Origin of the sequence: Hymenobacter sp. H14-R3 (assembly GCF_030063445.1) — a bacterium.
GTDB lineage: Bacteria > Bacteroidota > Bacteroidia > Cytophagales > Hymenobacteraceae > Hymenobacter.
The window spans coordinates 236,521-255,451 of sequence record NZ_JASITD010000004.1 but is presented as its reverse complement, the minus strand read 5'-3'; the positions used below and the strand labels follow the sequence as shown (position 1 = coordinate 255,451).

Sequence of the window (18,931 nt, the reverse complement as noted above, 5' to 3'; positions counted from 1 at the left end):
CGGGGGTTGTAGCAGCATAGGATTGCTCTTATAAAGCGGTAAGCTAACCTTAGCCCCCCCTTTGCACGTAGCCTGTGCACTACCTTGCCCTTTCATTTCTCGCCCCTTTTTGCCCGTGGCCTACTCCGACAACCTGAAGCGCAGCCTGCACATTGCCCAAGCCGTGGCCCACGAATACCGCCAGGAGCACTACGCCGCCCCGCACTTGCTTACTGCCTTGCTGCACAACGAAATAGGCCTGGCCTCGTGGCTCGTAGCCGTGCTCGACAAGGATATTCACTACCTGCGCGAGTGGGCCGAGGTGCGCCTCGAAGACGAGCCCAAGGCGGCCCGCCCGCCCGAAATGCCCACCCCCGCGCCCACCGTGCAAAGAGTGCTCGAAGTGGCCGAGCTGGTGGCGCTGCAATTATCGCGCGACCAGGTGGACCCGCTCTGCACCCTGGCGGCGCTGCTGCGCCCCGGCCTGGCCTTCACCACCGAGCAGCTAAAATCCTTGCCGCTCACGCAAAAAGAACTGCTGGACGCTGCCCAGGCCGACAACCCGGTTCCGTCCGGAGCTACTGCTAATGAGGTAGTTGCTACCGAGCCGGGCACACCCACTCCGGCGGGCAAAGGCGGCGCGCTGGCCACCTACTGCACCGACAAAACGGCCCAGGCACGGGCCGGCCAGCTCGACCCCATTGTGGGGCGCGACCGCGAAATTAGGCTGGTGGCCGAGATACTGGGCCGGCGCACCAAGCCCAACGTGCTGCTTATTGGCGAGCCGGGGGTGGGCAAGTCGGCCCTGGTAGAGGGCTTTGCCCAGCAAATTGCCGCCGGGCTGGTGCCGGTGCACCTGCGCGACGTCACGCTGTTTGAGCTGGACATGGGCACGCTGGTGGCGGGCGCGTCGTACAAGGGCGAGGTGGAGGACCGCATTAAAAAGGTGCTCACCGAGCTGAAGCAGTACACCCGCGCCATCCTGTTTATTGACGAGATTCACGTGCTGCTCGACCCCAAGGGCAGCGCCGGCAGCGGCATTGCGCAGCTGCTCAAGCCCGAGCTGGCGCGGGGCGAACTGACCGTTATCGGGGCCACTACTACGGATGAGTACCGGCAGTATATTGAAAAGGATGAGGCCTTTAACCGGCGGTTTGACAGCGTGCGGGTGGAGGAGCCCACGCTGGTGGTGGCCGAGCGCATGCTGGAGCGCATTATGCCCATTTATGCCGCGCACCACGGGCTGGCGCTGGGCGCGGGCACCATTGGCGAGGCCGTGCGCCTGGCCAAGCGCTACCTCAAAGACCGGCAGCTGCCCGACTCGGCCATCGACCTGGTAGACCGCACAATGGCCGCCATCCGGATGCTGGATGAGCAGGCCGTGGCGGGCCTCACGCAGCTGCAAGCCGACTTCGACGTCCTCACGGCCCGCCAGCACGAGCTGGGCGAGGCCGATTACCTGCGCGAGCTGCGCTGGTTTTCGTACCAGGTGCAGAACCAGGTTAGCCAACTGTGGCTCAATCAGTTGGAAAACGAGCAGCAACCCGACACCCTGGAAACCAGCGCCGAGCTGGCCGCCTACCTACGCGAGCTGCTAACGGCCGTGCTGGCCATGGCCGACACCAAGAAGGAAAGCGTGGAGAAGCAGGATATTGCCGCCATCGTATCGGGCAAAACCGGCATTCCGCTGGGCAAGCTGCAAAGCAATGAGCGCGAAAAGCTGCTGCGCATGGACCAGATTCTGCAGAAGCGCGTGGTGGGCCAGCAAGTGGCCGTGAAGGCCCTGTGCGCCGCCATTCTGGAGTCGCGCTCGGGCCTCACGAAGGCGGGGCAGCCCATTGGCTCGTTTTTCTTGCTGGGGCCCACGGGCACGGGCAAAACTGAGCTGGCCAAGGCGCTGGCCGATTTTCTGTTCAACGACGAGTCGTTCCTCATTCGCTTCGACATGTCGGAGTTCAAGGAAGAGCACTCGGCGGCGTTACTGTACGGCGCGCCTCCCGGCTACGTGGGCTACGAGCAGGGCGGCCTGCTGGTGAATAAAATTCGGGAGAAGCCGTACTCGGTCGTCTTGTTTGATGAGATTGAGAAGGCTCACCCGTCGGTGTTCGACATCTTTTTGCAGATTCTGGATGAAGGCCGGCTGCACGACCGTCTGGGCCGCGAGGGCGATTTCAGCAACGCCGTTATCCTGTTCACCTCCAACATTGGCTCTGAGCAGATTAGCGCCAGCTTTGGAGCCGGGCAGGTACCCACCGGCACCGAGCTGCTGGAGACCATGGCGCGCTACTTCCGGCCCGAGTTTCTGGCCCGCCTCACCGAGATTGTGCCCTTCGCGCCCATTTCGGAGGAGAACGTGGGGCGCATCTTCGACATTCACCTGCAACCCCTGCTGGAGCAGCTACGCCGGCAGGGTATTACGCTCACGCTCAGCCCCGAGGCGCGGCAGCACCTGGCCCTGTCGGGCTTCACGCCCAAGTACGGGGCGCGGCCCATCACGGGCGTGATTCGCACGCAGCTGCGGCGGCCCATTTCGCGGCTCATCATCAGCGGGGAGGCGCGCAAGGGCACCATGCTGGCGCTGGATAAGCCCGCCGACGGCGAAGAAGTAGTGTGGACCACCACGCAGGAAGCTGCCGTTGAAATGGAGCTGGCGGCCCAGCAAGAATCAGATGCTGAAGCAAGTAACTAGCAACTGCTAGTACGCAAGCGTTTATTGCCCTCCGCGTTGCGTCTCACCCCCTGCCCCCTCTCCGGAAAGGGGATACCGGCTTTGCGCGAGCGCATAGCTCCCCTTTTCCTTTTCGGAGGGGCACTTCGTTAGAACGACTACCTCGCTACTTCTGACGCACTGCTTAGCAGCTGAAACCAAGAGAAGAGCCAGCCCCAATGTGGCTGGCTCTTCTATTTTGCTCACATAACCAATACGTTGTCCCGGGGCGGCGTCACCACCACCTCATACGGTAGGTTGAGCGCCGACTGGCCCGATAGCACCGTGTGCAGCTCCTGGGCGGCGCGCTGCCACTCAGGCGCACTCAGGCGGGTGGGCACGGCGGGCGTGAGCTGCACCCGAATGCAGCGCACGAAACCCGCCGTGGGCGTAGCGCCGGTTTGGAAGCCTTTCTCCACCTGCACCTCGGCCAGCTGGGTGCCCAGCTCGGCCCAACAAGCAGCTTTGATATCGGCCAGGGTTACTAACCTATTGCGGGCCAATAGGTTGCACCGCAGGGAGTGGGTGCGCTCTTCGGGGCGGGGGCGCTCGCGGCCGCCGCTGGTGGTGGTGAGCAGGCGCACCTCGTCTACGTAGTGACCATCGTGCACGCGCAGCAGGCTGCCGGCGGGCAGGCGGTTGGCCGCCGCGCCGTTGCTCGACCAGTATTCGAGGTACACGCTGTCGTTCACATCCTGGGGGCGCAGCAGCAGGTAGGGTACCGGCTGCTCGGCGGCCCGCTGGCGGTCAAGGCGCTCTTCGAGGCGGGCCATATTCTGGTCGAGCTCGCGCAGGATGGTGCCCACGAAGTCGGTGCCGGCCGCCGTGAAGGCGCGGCTCTCATCGCGCAGTAGCTCCAGCAGCTCACGCAGGGCCTCGCGGCCGGTGCGGGTATCGAAGCGACCTACGCCGTGAGTGCGCAACGTGTAAGTATCAGTAGCACCGTCGGTTAGGTCGCTGAGCGTGGTAGAGCGGTAGAGCACGTTGCTGAGGCTATACACGTCGCGCACGGCCAAAAACGGCTCTTCGCTCACCAGCGGAAACAGGTTGAGAGCCGGCTGCAAGCGAAACAGCACCTTGTGCAGTCGCCGGTTGAGGGCCGGAAAGCAGTTGAGCGCGCAGGTAAGCTGGTCGAACGCCTCGGGCGGCAGCGCATGGGCAAAGCGCACTTCGAGCCAGGTGAGGGGTTGCGAGAGCGCTTGGAGCTCGGTGGCGGGGTTGCTGAAGGCGGCGGCCAGCTCGTCGGGGTACGGGCGGGGCACGTAGGTGGGCAGGGCCCCGGCCGGCGCGGCCACCTGCACAAACGAGGGTGCGTAGAGCGCATGTACCTGCTGCTCAATGCGCCGCAGAAAATCATATTCCCCATTGAGCTCGCCCGCCAGGCTACCGGCCAGCGGCGCGGGCGCGGGCAGGCCGGGCTGGGGCACGAGCTCTACTCCACCCAGCAGCCACTGCTCGCCGGGCAAAAAGGCCTGGTAGCTGGCCCGGCGAGGCTCGTTGAGCCAATCGAAATAAAAAGTTAACTCGTTCAAATCCAAGGCTTCAGCGGGCAGCTGCACGCCTACCCAGAGGCGGCGATGCACGGCCGGAGCAGGGGCAACGGCCTGGGCCACCAGGCGCTTCTGGCCCCCGGCTTCTACCTGCCACACAGCAGCATCGGTGGCGAGGCACTGCACTGCCCCACCCACGAGGCGCGTGGCTTGCAGGGGCGAAAAAAACAGCGACTGGCCTGCCGACTGGCGCCCCACGGTGGGCGGCTCAAACACAAACTGGGCATCGCTGGGCAGGGTTACCACCGCTTCGCGGGCGCGGGCTTGCAGCACGGCGTGGGCCGGGCGCGGGGCATCAATCACCTCGGGGTTGAGCAGCGTGGCCAGGCGCTCGATGAGCCGGTACTGGGTGTTGTGCAGCGCCTGCCCGATTTTCTCAAACTCGACGGCGCAGGACTCCAGCAGCAGGTTCACCAGGGGGTCGAAGGCATCGAGGTCGCCCTCGCCGTAGCCCCACAGCTCGGCGGCCTGGCGGGTGAGGCGGCTCTTGACACTGGCCTTGGTAAAATCGGAAGGGGCAGTGACGGAAAAGGGTAGCGGAGGAAGCACGCGGTGGAGTAAAAAAGGGAGAATACTGGCAAGCTACTGACGGATGCTTAATCAACCGAAAGGGGCGCAATGAACAGGCTGGCCTGGAAGTCGAACGGCTCGTGGGTGCGGTGCAGCACGGCCGTGATGGTTACCTCCAGGCGCCGCCGAATGCGCTGGCTCACGTTTTTCAGCTCAAAATCCATCACCGCTACCTGCACCCGGGGCCGGGCCAGGCGCGGCTCAAACTCGCGGATGGACTGGTCTATCGACTGTTGCACCTGGTCTTTCCAGCGCATGGTGGTCATGGCCTCAAAGTCCTGCTCCCACACCTGGCAGCCAAACTCGGGTTCGAAGCGCGACTCGCCAAAGTAAGTAGTCAGCAATAAGTAAAGATGCTGCGCGATAGAGTCTTGCGCCGAGCAGCGCGGCAGCCGCTTGCGCTCCAATATGCCTTCGAGGTCGAGCGGCAGCTGGTAGTAGGTGGCACTCATAAGTAAGCAGGAAAAGTTAAGGATGGCCTGGCGGCCACGGGGCCAATAAGGCCAGGCAAGCGCTGAGCTTGGCTGCGTTACGCCTGGCAAGCGCAGTTAGTTGCGGGTAAATATAGAGAATGCTAGGTGCACCCCTTAATCAGCGCATCCCAAAAATACTTTTTAGGCCTGGCAAGCCACCACGCTGAGTAGCCGGTCGCTTCGGGCAGCAGGTGGTAGCTGCAAGCCGCGCCCGCCAGCCTTTGCCCCAGCCATGGCCCCAGTAGCCGCTCCGAAGCCAAGCACCCCGGCCGCCACCGGGGCAATATCCTCTACTACAAACGCCGCGTTTAGCGCTACCTCATTTCGTGGCCCGTGTGGGCGGCATGCATCAGGTTGCGCCCCGAAACCCAGATGGGAATGGTTCCTTCACATCCACCCCGCTGCTGCCGGCCGTGATGGCCGTGACCTGGCCGCTGGTGCTGCGCACTTCCTCCGCCTCCAGCACCGTCTCCTTCTGGTGGCCGCTGGTGATAACAATCTCTTCCTCCCCCTTCTTGTCGTGAAACGTGAGGCGGTTGCCGGCCAGCGTCTGGATGCCCTTCACTTCGCCCCCGCCCGGCCCGTGGCGGTAGCTGGCCCCCTGCGGGTTGCGGGCGTGAAACAGGTTGCCCAGCACCACCGGAAACTCGGCCCGCCCCTGCTCGTAGCCCACCAGCACCTGACTGCCCACTTCTGGCGGGAAGAGTCAGCTTACCGCCGTGGGCGGCGTTACCTGCCCCTCGCGGTGGTAGAGCCGGGGCAGGTTGTACTCGCCCGCCCCGGCCCAGGTGAAGCTAAACTGGTACGCTCCCGATGGCTGCACAACCACTTGCGCCCGCTCCCAGCGCAGATGGTCGCCTTTGCCTGTTAGCTCCACCAAAGCCTCCACGGCCTCGGCTTCGCCCAGTAATAACAGCGCCTCGCGCCGGTTGGGGGCATACTCGGCATACGCCTCGTAGATAAGCGGAGGCTTGGTGAGCGTGAGTACGAGTTGCTGCCATTCGCTGCTGGGAGCGTTACGTAGCAAGGCCAGCGCCAGCGCCTCGTAAATGCGCTGGGTTTTACGCGCCAACTGCATTCGCTTGATATTCTTTAATCCTGCGCCCCGCTGGGGTTCGGGTACGGCAGTCGTGGAGTTGATATAGGCCATTACCTCAGCCCTATCCTCATCCCAGATGAAATCTGCCTCGAAACTCTCATCTGAATATAGCGTGTAGCGCAATTGGTTCCACCGGTTAGAACCACCTTCCGTGGTCGTAGCGTGAAGTTCATCTAACGCCGCATCCAACTCGAAGGGCACGGAAATATCTAGCTGCTCTTTCTGACCTTCAAGAGTAAAATAAATACCTTGATAGCTTTTTCTTTTAGGTAGATACTCAATTGTGAGCACTGCTTTCGTCCATTCACCCGCTATACAATCGGCCATTGATTGACCGATTGTATCGTAAACTGAATCAGATATAGTTGACATTACCGCAAAGAATTTAATTAGTGAAACGTTCGATTCTGTTTATTCCATCAATCCAGTACTCTACCTGAAAACCTACTGGGCGTTTGTCAACACCGTAAATAATATCAATTTCCACCTCCACTTCCTTCGGATATTCTGGCGGCGGATTGTCTCCATCCAAGGCGCTCTTAAATATTTGTTCCATATCATACCATCCCCCTCCGGCTTGATTAAGCGTGCTGGCCATGGCCACATAGTTAATCTGCTCACCCGCCCCGTCGAACATGGCCGCCAACAAGTGCCCCCCGTCGTCCATGTACTCGCGCTGTTGCTGCTTCTGTCGCTTGTCGGGCTTAAACTTACTATTTAGCTGGCCATTCTGGAGTTTAAGCTGCTTCGTACCAGGTTTACGTTTGTCCTTCTTAAAATGCACATTGCCCTGCCCATCCTTCTTGCGCACCGATTCCTTTTGCTGGTACTCGTTGCGCCGCTCCTCCTGCTTTTGTGCCAGGTCGCCGCACACTTTCACCACCCGCCCCTGGCTGTCGGTTGAGTAGAGGTAGTTGTCCACCAGGTATTCGTGGTCAGGCTCCAGGGGGGTCTTGTTCAACTCCTTGGTCCACACCCCCTTTTTACCCGGCTCTTTCTGGCCCGCCTGGAGCATAGTGAAGTTGGGTCCGGTCTGGTACTTGGCCAGCCCCTTCTGGCCCGAACTCTGGAACGAGATGGTGCCCCCCAGCCCACACTGGCAAGTGGCCTTTTCCAGCAGCGGCTTGAGGCCCATAATTTTGCGGGCCGGGTTGGCTCCCTTCCAGCCCGTGGGCACCGGCACACAAGGCGTGGGCACCCCGCTGGCCAGTTTGGTGAGTTGCTGGCAGATGCCAAAGCACGGAATATTCACGAGCGGAGCCCGGTCCAGCTCCGTGGCCACGGCCAGGACGTTATTGACCAGGTGCACCACTTGGCTCGTCACCAGAAACGGCAGCGGCAGCGTGCCCATCGAGCACTTCACTATCGCCAGATTGACAACATAATCGGTATGAGGCATCGCGGGTTATCCTTGCGTGAGAGTGCCTTTGATTTGCGTGGAAGCGCCCGCCATCTTCAACTGGGCACCGGCCGCGCCCACCTCCACCGTCGAATCGGCCTTCGCCTGAATGGTTTTGGCTTCCAGCGTCAGCTCATCGGCTTTCAGACTCATTTTTTTACCGGCCTCGATGCGCACGTTCTGGCCCGCGCGCAGGCTGATATCACCCGCCGTCTTAATTTCAATCCGGCCCTGGCCCTTGAAGGAGATTTCCAGCACCGTCTCCTTCTGCTGGCCGCTGGTGATAACAATCTTTTCCTCCCCCTTCTTCTCCAGGAACGTAATGCGGTTACCCGCCAGCGTCTGGATGCCCTTCACCTCGCCCCCGCCCGGCCCGTGGCTGTAGCTGGCCCCTCACCTCGCCCCCGCCCGGCCCGTGGCGGTAGCTGGCCCCGGCCGGGTTGCGGGCGTGAAACAGGTTGCCCAGCACCACCGGAAACTCGGCCCGCCCCTGCTCGTAGCCCACCAGTACCTGCGAGCCCACCTCCGGCGTGAACAACTGCCCCTTCCCAGCCCCCGCAGCCGGGGCAGGGTGGCTTCTTGGGCTAGGTTGGCTCCTCTTGGTCGGGCTCCAGCTCCGTGAGCTGGCCGGCATCATCGAAACGGGCCGCCAGCCACCGCTCGCCCTTCACCCCGCGCAGCCGCAGCCCGCCGTCGGTTTCCAACGCGTAGCCCTTCTGCGTCAGATAGGCGCTGAAGGCCGCCCGCGCATCCAGCGCGTAGGGCAGGGCCAGCACCCGGCGAAATACTTCTGCCAGCTGCCCCGGCTCTTGCGCCCAGTGGGCCGCCGCGCCGGGCACGCTGGGCAGCAGCACATAGGCGATGCCCGGCCCGTAGTCGGCCCCGTAGTACGCGTCTGCCCCGCACACGCCCGCCCCCACCATCGCCAGCAGGTGCCCGTCGAGCGGGGCGGCGGGCCGGCCGGCAAAGCCCAACTGCTGGTGCAGACCCAGCAGTGAGCCCGCCGGCGCCGGCGGGGGCGTGATGGCGAAGCGGGGGCTGGTGAACTCCTCGATGCCGCGGGCAGCGCCCAGCTCTTGGAGCTGCTCGCTGGCTAGCAGCAGGGCCGCGGGCAGCGCCTGGGGGCTGGCCCAGGCCCACTGCCAGGTGCTGCTCTGGCGCGAGACCGTGCCCAGAATCTGCATCGGGTACGTGAACCCGGCCCCGAAGCTGAGCGTGCCCGCCCCCAGATTGAAGTCAAAGTCGGGGTCGCCGGTCAGGGCTTGCAGGGCCAGCAGCTTTTCCAGCGAGCGGGCCGCGTGCTGGGTGTAGAGAGAAGACAGCGAAAACATAGGAAGGCAGGAGAAAAGAAGACGACAAAAGAAACGGCCGCGTTGGGCCGGGCCGGACCGACCCGCTAGGCCGGCTCCTGCCAGCGCCCCTGGCGGGTGTAAGGGAAGACGAGGTGGGTGGGGCGTTTAGTGTAGACTTCCTTTTGCGTGTCCCAGTCAAAGACGAGCGTGTACGTGCCGTCGGGCCACACCGTCCACGCCAACGTGTTCCACATCGGCTGATACAGATTCGTGTTGAACTCGTAGAACTGCTTGACGAGCTCCCAGTCCTGCACCACGCTGAACGCCTCGCCCGCTTCTTGCGGCGGCTCGCCTGCTGCCCCCGGCACCGGGGCGGCGTAGACGAAGCCCCGCAGCTCGAACGTGCCCCCGTTCCAGTGGCTGGCCTCTACCAGCAGCCGCTGCCAGCCCGGCTGCTCGCTGGCCCCCAGCGCCGCCAGCCGCTGGCTGCACTGCGTAAAAATCCGCGCCGCCTGCGTCCGCGCCTGCTCGGCCATGAGGGCGGCGTAGGCCGCGTCCCGCCGCCTGGCCGCCATGCCGTGCGAGTGCGCCAGAAAGGAGAGCATGGCCCGCGCGTCCTCGTCCAGCAGAAAGTCGACCTCGAAGGCCCGCCCGGGCAACAGGGTGAAATAGAGCAGGTTCCACGGGTTTTTGCCCCCCTGGCTCGTCAGCTGGTAGAGCTGCTCGACCGCCTTGCTCTTGTTGGAGGGCAGCACGGCCAGGCTTTCCGCGCTGCCATTGTCGTCCATGTAAATGCCTTTGTAACCCTGGGCACCCTCCGAGCGCTCGATGCGCAGCAAAATGCGGCCCTCCTCGATGGGCAGGTAATCCCAGAGTTCATCCCCCAGCAGGGTGTATACTTCGGCCGCGGTCGTTATATCAGTCATTGAGCGTTATTCTCGGAACCTGGTTTTTCTGAAAGGTACTCCGACCCGCTAGGCCGGCTCCTGCCACCGCCCCTGGCGGGTATAGGGAAAGATAGTGTCGGGCGGACGGGGGCTATACAACTCTTCTTCTGGGTCCCAGTCGAAGACGAGCGTGTACGTGCCGTCCGCCCGCACCGTCCACGCCAACGTGTTCCAGGGCGTCTGAAAAATATTCGTGTTAAATTCATAAAACTGCTTGACGAGGTCCCAGTCCTGCACCACGCTGAACGGTTCGCCCTCCACCGGCTCATCCGGCAGGTCGGCGTAGGCAAAGCCCCGCAACTCAAATGTGCCCCCGTTCCAGTGGCGGGCCCGCACCACCAGCCGCTGCCAGCCCGGCAGCCAACCGCCCACCAGCGCCGGCAGCCGCTGGCTGATACTGGTGAAAATCCGCCCTGCCCCCGCCTGCGCCTGCGCCTCCATGAAGGCATCATAGGCCGCCTCGCGCTTGGCCCGGCTCAGCTGGCGGGTGCGGGTCAAGAAGGCCAGCGAGCTTACCGCGTCCTCGTCCCGGATAAAGTCGACCTCGAAGGCCCGCCCCGGCAGCAGGGTGAAATAGAGCAGGTTCCACGGGTTTTTGCCCCCCTGGCTCGTCAGCTGGTAGAGCTGCTCGACGGCCTTGCTCTTGTTGGAGGGCAGCACGGCTAGGCTTTCTGCGCTGCCATTGTCGTTCATGTAAATGCCATTATAGCGTTGCGCACCCTCCGAGCGCTCAATGCGCAGCAAAATGCGGCCCTCCTCGATGGGCAGGTAATCCCAGAGCGCGTCGCCCAGCAGGGTGTATACTTCGGCCGCGGTCGTTATATCAGTCATTATGAGTTGGGGTATGGTTGCTCGTCTAATCGGCCTGCAATCCACGTTCTGGTGAGGAAACTGTCTGGACGCAGGGAAAAGTCGCGCTGGGTTTTTGGGTCTGGAGATTTGAGTACTGTGTCGCCATTTGGAGCCAATTCTTTGCCAGTGTAGCCCCCAAACCCCTTCGAGCCCGGCGGCCCGGCGAGCGGGTGCTGCATCTCGTATTCCACGTATACGTGCTTGCCAGCTGCTAAGGCTTTCCGCTGCCGGCCCTCCATGGCATTCCAGTTTTCCACCCCGGTGCGGGCCTGGTTCTGGTCTTCGTGCTGGGCCACGTAGTTGAGGTGGAACGGGGTGCCCTCGAAAGAGGCCCCAATCAGGTGGCCCCCCTGGTCAAAATACTCTTTTTGTTCATCCAGCGGCCGCGGGTCCGGGATGTAGTCCTGGTGGCCCTTTTTTTTCTGGTCTGGGGTGCGCTTGTCTGGTCCCCTCCACTTTGCGTTTCGCAGCCCATCCTTGTAGCGCACGGAGGTCCCTTGGGCCGTCTCGTTGCGCACGGGCTTGGGCTTGGGCTGGCCCCGCGGCGGCGATACGGGCAAGGGCAGCCGGCCCTTGACTTTCACCACCCGGCCCAGTGCGTCGGTAACGTAGAGGTGCTGGCCCACCAGAAAAAACGTGTTGGGCCGCAGCAGCTCCGGCTGGTTGATTATCTTTTCGACCGCCTTGAGTTGTTTGTCATGGGCCGCCGTCGGGGCAGTGTTTTTATCGGGGGGGTGGTAAACCACGATATTGGCGGCCGAGCCCGCCACCTCAGTGGCCGGGGGGTCGGCCACGGCCAGCACTGGCCCGTCGTAGCAGCCGATTTGCTGGCCCGCGTCGGCCACCGTTATCTTGCCCCCAAAGGCACAGCGGCAGCTGGAGGTGTCCAGCAGGGCCCGTAACTGCTGGCCCTTGCCTTTTTCGTGGGTGCCCTGCCAGGGCAGCGGAAACGGGATGCAGGGCGTGGGCACCCCGCTCGCCGCCTGCGTCAGCATCTTGCACGGCAGTCCAAAGGACAAAACATTCAGGAATGGAATGAAATCCGTGAGGCGACCAACCCCTTTATTGTTAATTTTCCAGGTGTTGACGGCAGAAAAGAAACTGGGCAGCGGAGACTGGTCGCAACTCAGGCGCGCCCCGGAGATGACGAAATACTGTTTCATGGCTGCTAGGCGCTTTGGTTGAGAACCCCCTTCACGTCCACCCCGCTGCTGCCGGCCAGCGTGGCCTTGCCGCCGGCCGTGATGGCCGTGGCCTGGCCGCTGGTGCTGCTTACCTCCTCCGCCTCCAGCACCAACTTCTTCTTGGCCTTGATGACCACGTTCTCGCCCGCTTCAATACTTACGTTCTGGCCGGCAGCCAGGCTAATGTCGCCCGCCGTCTTAATTTCAATCTTGCCTTTACCCTTGAAGCTGATTTCCAGCACCGTCTCTTTCTGCTTGCCGCTGGTGATGACAATCTTTTCCTCCCCCTTTTTGTCGTGAAACGTGAGGCGGTTGCCGGCCAGCGTCTGAATGCCCTTCATTTCGCCCCCGCCCGGCCCATGGCTGTACTTGGCCTGCTGCGGGTTCTGGGGATGAAACAGGTTGCCCAGCACCACCGGAAACTCGGCCTGCCCCTGCTCGTAGCCCACCAGCACCTGCGACTCCTTCTCCGGCGTGAAGAGCTGCCCCTTGCCATTGCCCGAGTACGGCGTGCTCACCCGCATCCAGCCACTCTCGGCCTCCTGCGGCCTTGGCCCTGGCTAAGCTGGCGACTCGGGGGGCGTTGCCTGCCCGTCGCGGTGGTAGTGGCGGGGCAGCTTGTAGGCGGGGGCCCCCGCCCACTCGAAGCTGAAGCGGTACGCTCCCGTGGGCTGCACCACCACCTGCGCGCGCTCCCAGCCCAGGTGGTCGCCCTTTTCTGTTAACTCGACCAGGGCCTCCACCGCCTCGTGCTCGCCCAGCAGCAGCAGGGCCTGGCGCTGGACGGGGGCGCGGGGGGCAGGCGTGCGCTCGGTGTGGGCCTCGTAGTGAAGCGGGGGCTGGGTGAGGGTGAGCACCAGTTGCTGCCAGGGCGAGCCGCTGGTCGGCGCGTTGCGCAGCAGGGCCAGGGCCAGGGTGTCGTAGAGGTGCCGGGTTTTACGCTCTAGCTGGCGCTGCTTGAGAAAGTCCAGCCCATTCGCCCGCTGGGGCTCGGGCACCTGCGTCGTGGAGTTGATGTAGGCCATTTCTTCGGCAAAATCCTCGTCCCAGATGAAATCTACTTCAAAACTATTATTTGCATAAAGCGTGTAGCGCAAACGGTTCCAACGGTTACTTTCTTCTGATGTCGTGATGCTATATAACGCCTGAATTCGGCTTGAAAACTGCAGGTCGAAACCCTCTGCTTCCAATTCTAAATCCGTTTTATCACCTGTCTCATTAGTATAGTAGCCGTCGCATCCTACACTATCTTCTAAACGCTCCACATTTAAAATCGCCTGTTGCCATTCGTCCTGAATATCATCGGCAATAATTTTACCAATAAAAGCGTAAATCTCTTTTGCTGAAATCACTGGACAGTTGATTTATTAACATTAATTAGGAAAAAACCTTTTTTTCTTCTTGCCATCAATCCAGTATCGTACATTGAAACCTGTTGGTCTTTTATCAGTGGCATACTGAAGCTCAATTTCAACATCTACCTTTTTGGGAAGCGGGGGCGGTGGGTTTCTACCCCGCAAGGCTTGTTTCCACTCCTGCTCCAGCTGATACCAGCCGCCGCCGGCCTGATTGAGGCTGCTGGCCATGGGCACGTAGTTGAACTGTTCGCCCGGCCCGTTGAACAGGGAGGCCAGCAGGTGGCCCCCGTCGTCCGAGAACTCGCGCTGCTGCTGGGGCTGGCGCGGGTCGGGCACGAAAGCCGGGTTGGGCTGCCCGTTGCGCAGCTTAGCCAGCTTGGTGCCCTTGGCCCGCGGGTCGGCTACGAAGGCCGTGTTGTGCTGCCCGTCCTTGAGGCGCACCGAGGCCATCTGCTGGGTCGGGTGGCGCTTGTGCTCCTGGTCCTCCAAATCGCCTCGCACCTTCGCTACCCGCCCCTGGCTGTCGGTCGAGTAGAGGTAGTTGTCTACCAGATACTCGTGGTCGGGCGCTAAGGGCTGATTCAGCACCTTGTTCCAGCCACCGACACTGCCCGCCGCGAGCATGATAAAGTTGGGGCCCGTCTGGAACCTGGCCGCCCCTACCTGCCCCGAGCTCTGGAACGAGATAGTACCGCCGAGCACGCACTGGCAGGTGGCTTTTTCGAGCAGCGGCTTGAGGCCCGTGATTTTGCGGGCCGGGTTGGCTCCCTTCCAGCCCGTGGGCACCGGCACACAAGGCGTGGGCACCCCGCTGGCCAGTTTGGTGAGTTGCTGGCAGATGCCAAAGCACGGAATATTCACGAGCGGAGCCCGGTCCAGCTCCGTGGCCACGGCCAGGACGTTGTTGACCAGGTGCACCACTTGGCTCGTCACCAGAAACGGCAGCGGCAGCGTGCCCATCGAGCACTTCACTATCGCCAGATTGACAACATAATCGGTATGAGGCATCGCGGGTTATCCTTGCGTGAGAGTGCCTTTGATTTGCGTGGAAGCGCCCGCCATCTTCAACTGGGCACCGGCCGCGCCCACCTCCACCGTCGAATCGGCCTTCGCCTGAATGGTTTTGGCTTCCAGCGTCAGCTCATCGGCTTTCAGACTCATTTTTTTACCGGCCTCGATGCGCACGTTCTGGCCCGCGCGCAGGCTGATATCACCCGCCGTCTTAATTTCAATCCGGCCCTGGCCCTTGAAGGAGATTTCCAGCACCGTCTCCTTCTGCTGGCCGCTGGTGATAACAATCTTCTCCTCCCCCTTCTTGTCGTGAAACGTGAGGCGGTTGCCCGCCAGCGTCTGGATGCCCTTCACCTCGCCCCCGCCCGGCCCGTGGCTGTACTTGGCCCCGGCCGGGTTGCGGGCGTGAAACAGGTTGCCCAGCACCACCGGAAACTCGGCCCGCCCCTGCTCGTAGCCCACCAGCACCTGACTGCCCACCTCCGGCGTGAACAACTGCCCCTTCCCGTCGCCCGCGTACGGCGTGCTCACCCGCAGCCACCCGCTCTCCGCCTCGCTGGCCTGCGCCACGCCCCAGTAGTAGCGCACCCGCACCCGCCCCAGCTGCTTGGGGTCCGCCAGGTCAAGCACCTGCGCCAGCTCGGGCTGGGCACCCGGCGGGGCGCAGTAGGGGTTGGGCGGCGGGCCGGTGGCCCCCTCGGGCAGGGCCTCGAAGCGGTTCTGGTAGTTGCCGTCCCCGTCCAGCGTGTGCACCACTGACAGCACCCGGAACTTGCCGTACGACGCCCCCGCCGCGTCCTGCACGTCCAGCACGCTACCCGGCCGCGTGTCGAAGGCCTCGCCCTGCCCCGTAAGCGTCACCTGGCTGCCCGCCTGCCTGGCGGCCAGCCCGTCCAGGGCCCGCTGCAACTGGGCCTGGTCGCGCCCCTGCGGGCCCACCACCAGCCGCTGGGGCTGGGTGAACAGGGCCGCCGAGTGCTGCACCGCAAACTGGCTCAGTGCGTAGCCCGCCGCCGGGGCCGCGGCCGTGGCCGCCAGCGGGGCGTGGGTGCGGTAGTTGTAGGCCGCCCCCTGCGTGGTGCTGGGCTGCAGGCGCATGGCCAGGCTGAATACCTGCGCCCCGCTGCTGCGAAAGGCAATGAGCGGGGCCTGTTCGCCACCCAGCCGCAGCGTCGTGCCATCGTAGTAAAACCACTCGCCCTGCGCCGCGGCCAGGCGGCTCAGAAAATGGAAGTTGGTTTCCTGGTACTGCACCACGTAGGGCAGCACCTGCGAGCCCTGGGCGCTGAGCTGCCTGGCAAACGCGTTGCCGGGGTAGGCCGCCAGCACCTGATCGAAAATGGTGGGCAGCGACTTCTTGACGAACGTGCGGCTCTGGGTGCCGTCTTCCAGCAAAAACGTGGGGCTGTACCCACTCAGGTGGTAGTAGTTGACCAGGTCGGCATCGGTGCGAATGCAGATGTCGGTGATGATACCCTTGAACTGAAACGAGCGCCCGGCGGCGCTGGCCAGCCGGCTCGTCCAGCCGATGGTAATGTCCTTGCCGCTGAGGCGGGTGTGCGCCTGAATGGGCACCAACTCGGGCTTGATACCCAGGGCCTTACCCAGGGTATCGCACGCAAAGTCGAGGGTAAAGGTGTGGTGGGTGAGCGCGTGCTGCTGCAGGGTCAGGTGGTGGTAGTCGGCCAGGGCCGACGAGGGGTCGGCAACCCCAGCCACCTGCACACTCACTTTTACGGGATACGACATGAAAAAAGGAACGGGGGAGGAAAGACGGAAGACGAAAGTAAGACAAGAACGCTGCGTGCTACCTTCATTCAACTATAGTAACGGGCGGCTGGGCCCACCCATCGGGGGGGGCGGTGGCCAGGCTGTCGGGCACGGGGGCCCCCAGTAGCAATACGTTAATAGTGGGGTCGGGGGGATGGTATTCTACCAAAAACCGCCGGCCGATGAGCTCCTGCCCGGCCAGCTTGTCGGCATCGGCACTCACCAGGTAGTCGCGCCCCTGCACTTGGTAGCGGCTATCGGCAAACTTGCCGCTTTTAACCGACCAGTGCGTTTTGTAAACCGTGGCAATGGTGTAGCGGTGGTGCCGCCGCAGCTTGCCGCCCCGCACGTAGTAGTTGTAGAAGCCGTAGCCAATGAACGCGCTCAGCCCCAGTATGGTAAGCGTATGTTTTAGGGGTGCCTCCAACCATACCTCCCGCACGGCCGCTAAAAACCCGCTCATGGTTGCTCATCGGTTTTGTAAATAGCCTTTATCTGGTCTTCGAGCAGGTTGCTCCCCGCCTCGCCCGACACCTTGAAGCCATCCGTGCCCCTTAGAAAAATATTGAGGTACCGCAGGCGCTGCCGATGCAACCAAACCGTGTTGGGGTCAAGGGACCGCTTAATGGCCGAGGACGACGCCCCCCGGGCGGGCTGCACCATGGCATTGAGGCGGCCAGTGGCGTAGTCTACCCCCACGCCAATGACCACCTTCTGGCCGAAGTTCAGCAGGCCCGGCTGGTCGAAGGTCATGGGTTCGAACTTGGTGCCCTCTTTAAAATCAAGCTTCCACTCCAGTGAATTGCTAATCAAATTGTTGCGAATGGAATGCCCCAGGCCGTCGCCCGGCAGCCCGGCCATCCCCATCGACGTTATGTTAACTTCACCCACTGCTTCTTCGAAGTTGCCATCGTGCGCTGCCAGGCCGCCAAAAAACTGAATGACCCCGTCAGTGAGGGCCCGCACGCCGAATTCACCACCTGCCCGAAGCGCCTTTGCGTACGTGAGCCGACTCGCCAGCCTGGCAACGCCGGCGGAGGCCGGAGCCAATACCCGGCCCATTCCTACGGTGAGTACCGATACGGCTATCTGCCGGTTGAGGGGGTCGGCCCCCCAGGCGGCGGCGAAGGGGTCGCGCACGGCGGCCTCCCGCATAGCCCGCTCAATGGGCGTAGGCCCGGTCCTGACGTAGGTGATGCGGGACTGCACCCGTGCTTCGGCCGCCAGGCGGGCGGCCTGCGCCCCATGCAGGGCGGTTTCGTAATGCTGGCGCTTCACATACGCCAGGTGGCCATCCTGGCGCGCGGCGCGCACGGGAGTGAGCCGCTGCACCGGGCGGGTTAGCTCCCAGGCCTGCACGGCGGCCTGCAAGTCGAGGGCCTGGTAAAGCCGGGCCGCCTCTATTCCCTGGCGCACCTGCTCCCAGCCGGTGGCGGGTGGCGTTGGTTTGGTGGGCGCGTCTCCCGGTGGGCGGCGCGCCATAAATGGTGGAATCATTACGTAGCTAGTTGAGTACTATGTGCCGGCAACCCAAGCTTGGTGGTGCCCCAGCGCAAGCTAATGCTTTTACCAGATAACCCCCGCCGCTGTTATCCGTTACGTAAACGCTCATGAATATGGCTGACAATTAGGCAGCGCATATGTTTGGTAGCTGGCTTATTGAGATGGTAGTACGGGTATAGCTAGCCATTGGTGGGCCTAGCAGACTTGGCAACCGCCCTAATAGCACTACTTTTATTCAGAATTACCTCAAACAAATTTTTTACTATGGCACATTCGGCCAAGCTGTATCTGGAAGGCGAAGAACTCATAGTACAGGAGTTTCACTGGGCTGTTGTGCAGTTCACCGATGCCCAGAGCCGGCCGCAAAATAGCGTGCTGGCCGGCAAAATCAGCCTGGTTATCGATAAGCTGCAACACCCGCTGCTCGATGCCTGGATGGCCGACGCCCGCAAGCAGCTCAGCGGGCTGCTGGTGGCCGATGCGCCCGATGGCCTGGGTACGGCCCGCAGCCTGCGGTTTGTGGATGCGCTGTGCGTGAGCCAGGAGCTTCACTTCACGGCCGGGGGCGACGGGCAATTTGCGGGTAGCATGACTATAGTGCTCACTGCCCGGCAGTTGCATATTGAGAGCGAGCTGGTTATCGATAATCACTGGCCGGTCTAAGCCACTGGCTGGCTTGGGCTATTAGTACCTTTTTTCCTCCTTTGTCGTTTTTGTTATGAATTCCGCCGCCGCTACTTTTTGGGTGCAGGATACCGACTACGTCGTACGCAGCCTCACCCAGCATATGCACCAGGAAACCACCGACCGGGGCATTGTGAATGCACAACCCACCAGCGGCGAACTGCGCCTGGTACTGGCAAGCCGCCCCCACGACGTGCTGCTGCCCACCTGGGCCTTCAGCCCGCACATGGCTCTGCCGGCGCGGGTAGTGTTTGAGGCCCTCGATGGCGTGTCGCTGCCGCTCACGCTGGTGCTCGAAGAAGCCTACTGCGTGGGCTACGAAGAGCATTTTGAGCCCAACGGCCTGGGGCAAGCCTCGCACTACTATGTGGTAAGCGTGGTGGCCCGCCGAATCATCAAGCAGGGCGTGGCCTATGTTAACCAGTGGGCCGAGGCCACGCAGTAACATATACTGCAACTACCTCATTATAAGATTATTAATTCCTTATTTTTCATTCTCTGTGCGCGCCCCGTGCGCCGACAACCTCTCCGAAAAGGAGGGGAAAAGTTGTTT

19 protein-coding genes and 1 pseudogene are annotated in these 18,931 nt (G+C 62.5%); 3 read left to right on the top strand and 17 right to left on the bottom strand.

Annotated elements, in window-relative coordinates:
- The first annotated feature begins 115 nt into the window (after positions 1 to 115).
- Positions 116 to 2,668: an ATP-dependent Clp protease ATP-binding subunit gene (locus tag QMK33_RS06090; RefSeq protein ID WP_283563673.1), complete on the top strand. Its 2,553-nt coding sequence runs from the start codon at positions 116 to 118 to the stop codon at positions 2,666 to 2,668.
- Between the two features lie 221 nt (positions 2,669 to 2,889).
- Here the strand turns inward: QMK33_RS06090 and QMK33_RS06085 are convergent, their stop codons facing one another.
- The 17 genes and pseudogenes from QMK33_RS06085 to QMK33_RS06005 all read right to left on the bottom strand — a co-directional run bounded on the left by QMK33_RS06085 (position 2,890) and on the right by QMK33_RS06005 (position 17,688).
- On the bottom strand, positions 2,890 to 4,785 hold the full coding sequence (locus QMK33_RS06085; protein ID WP_283563672.1) for a type VI secretion system baseplate subunit TssF: 1,896 nt from the start codon (positions 4,783 to 4,785) through the stop codon (positions 2,890 to 2,892).
- Positions 4,786 to 4,832: 47 nt separating this feature from the next.
- A complete protein-coding gene (locus tag QMK33_RS06080; RefSeq protein ID WP_283563671.1) occupies positions 4,833 to 5,258 on the bottom strand; it encodes a GPW/gp25 family protein in 426 nt (141 codons plus the stop codon).
- A 370-nt stretch (positions 5,259 to 5,628) separates the two neighbouring features.
- Positions 5,629 to 5,970 carry a hypothetical protein gene (locus QMK33_RS06075; protein WP_283563670.1) on the bottom strand — a complete coding sequence of 114 codons (342 nt, stop codon included), beginning with the start codon at positions 5,968 to 5,970 and terminating at the stop codon, positions 5,629 to 5,631.
- A 15-nt stretch (positions 5,971 to 5,985) separates the two neighbouring features.
- A complete protein-coding gene (locus QMK33_RS06070; protein ID WP_283563669.1) occupies positions 5,986 to 6,501 on the bottom strand; it encodes a hypothetical protein in 516 nt (171 codons plus the stop codon).
- Between the two features lie 262 nt (positions 6,502 to 6,763).
- A complete protein-coding gene (locus QMK33_RS06065; protein ID WP_283563668.1) occupies positions 6,764 to 7,777 on the bottom strand; it encodes a DNA/RNA non-specific endonuclease in 1,014 nt (337 codons plus the stop codon).
- A gap of 6 nt (positions 7,778 to 7,783) precedes the next feature.
- Positions 7,784 to 8,134 carry a hypothetical protein gene (locus QMK33_RS06060; RefSeq protein WP_283563667.1) on the bottom strand — a complete coding sequence of 117 codons (351 nt, stop codon included), beginning with the start codon at positions 8,132 to 8,134 and terminating at the stop codon, positions 7,784 to 7,786.
- On the bottom strand, positions 8,106 to 8,411 hold the full coding sequence (locus QMK33_RS06055; protein ID WP_283563713.1) for a phage baseplate assembly protein V: 306 nt from the start codon (positions 8,409 to 8,411) through the stop codon (positions 8,106 to 8,108). Before QMK33_RS06055 ends, QMK33_RS06060 begins: the two co-directional genes overlap by 29 nt.
- Positions 8,362 to 9,108 carry a DUF6882 domain-containing protein gene (locus QMK33_RS06050; RefSeq protein WP_283563666.1) on the bottom strand — a complete coding sequence of 249 codons (747 nt, stop codon included), beginning with the start codon at positions 9,106 to 9,108 and terminating at the stop codon, positions 8,362 to 8,364. Before QMK33_RS06050 ends, QMK33_RS06055 begins: the two co-directional genes overlap by 50 nt.
- Before the next feature lie 65 nt (positions 9,109 to 9,173).
- Positions 9,174 to 9,995, bottom strand: coding sequence for a hypothetical protein (locus QMK33_RS06045; RefSeq protein WP_283563665.1), 822 nt, complete (start codon positions 9,993 to 9,995; stop codon positions 9,174 to 9,176).
- A gap of 48 nt (positions 9,996 to 10,043) precedes the next feature.
- Complete coding sequence (locus QMK33_RS06040) at positions 10,044 to 10,847, bottom strand: hypothetical protein (protein WP_283563664.1); 804 nt, start codon at positions 10,845 to 10,847, stop codon at positions 10,044 to 10,046.
- Positions 10,847 to 12,031, bottom strand: coding sequence for a PAAR-like protein (locus QMK33_RS06035; RefSeq protein WP_283563663.1), 1,185 nt, complete (start codon positions 12,029 to 12,031; stop codon positions 10,847 to 10,849). Before QMK33_RS06035 ends, QMK33_RS06040 begins: the two co-directional genes overlap by 1 nt.
- Positions 12,032 to 12,036: 5 nt before the next feature.
- Positions 12,037 to 12,582 (bottom strand): annotated as a pseudogene (locus QMK33_RS06030) (phage baseplate assembly protein V); the annotation flags it as partial.
- 30 nt (positions 12,583 to 12,612) lie between these two features.
- Complete coding sequence (locus tag QMK33_RS06025) at positions 12,613 to 13,149, bottom strand: hypothetical protein (protein ID WP_283563662.1); 537 nt, start codon at positions 13,147 to 13,149, stop codon at positions 12,613 to 12,615.
- Between the two features lie 276 nt (positions 13,150 to 13,425).
- A complete protein-coding gene (locus QMK33_RS06020; RefSeq protein WP_283563661.1) occupies positions 13,426 to 14,418 on the bottom strand; it encodes a DNA/RNA non-specific endonuclease in 993 nt (330 codons plus the stop codon).
- A gap of 6 nt (positions 14,419 to 14,424) precedes the next feature.
- On the bottom strand, positions 14,425 to 16,170 hold the full coding sequence (locus tag QMK33_RS06015; RefSeq protein ID WP_283563660.1) for a type VI secretion system Vgr family protein: 1,746 nt from the start codon (positions 16,168 to 16,170) through the stop codon (positions 14,425 to 14,427).
- A gap of 64 nt (positions 16,171 to 16,234) precedes the next feature.
- A complete protein-coding gene (locus QMK33_RS06010; protein WP_283563659.1) occupies positions 16,235 to 16,654 on the bottom strand; it encodes a hypothetical protein in 420 nt (139 codons plus the stop codon).
- Positions 16,651 to 17,688 (bottom strand): hypothetical protein, encoded by a 1,038-nt coding sequence (locus QMK33_RS06005; RefSeq protein WP_283563658.1) that lies wholly within the window; start codon positions 17,686 to 17,688, stop codon positions 16,651 to 16,653. Before QMK33_RS06005 ends, QMK33_RS06010 begins: the two co-directional genes overlap by 4 nt.
- A gap of 270 nt (positions 17,689 to 17,958) precedes the next feature.
- On the opposite strand from QMK33_RS06005, the gene tssD (QMK33_RS06000) reads away from it, so the two are divergent.
- Both tssD (QMK33_RS06000) and tssD (QMK33_RS05995) read left to right on the top strand, forming a co-directional pair.
- Positions 17,959 to 18,357 (top strand): type VI secretion system tube protein TssD, encoded by a 399-nt coding sequence (gene tssD / locus QMK33_RS06000; RefSeq protein ID WP_283563657.1) that lies wholly within the window; start codon positions 17,959 to 17,961, stop codon positions 18,355 to 18,357.
- 55 nt (positions 18,358 to 18,412) lie between these two features.
- Positions 18,413 to 18,823 carry a type VI secretion system tube protein TssD gene (gene tssD / locus QMK33_RS05995; protein WP_283563656.1) on the top strand — a complete coding sequence of 137 codons (411 nt, stop codon included), beginning with the start codon at positions 18,413 to 18,415 and terminating at the stop codon, positions 18,821 to 18,823.
- Positions 18,824 to 18,931: the final 108 nt, after the last annotated feature.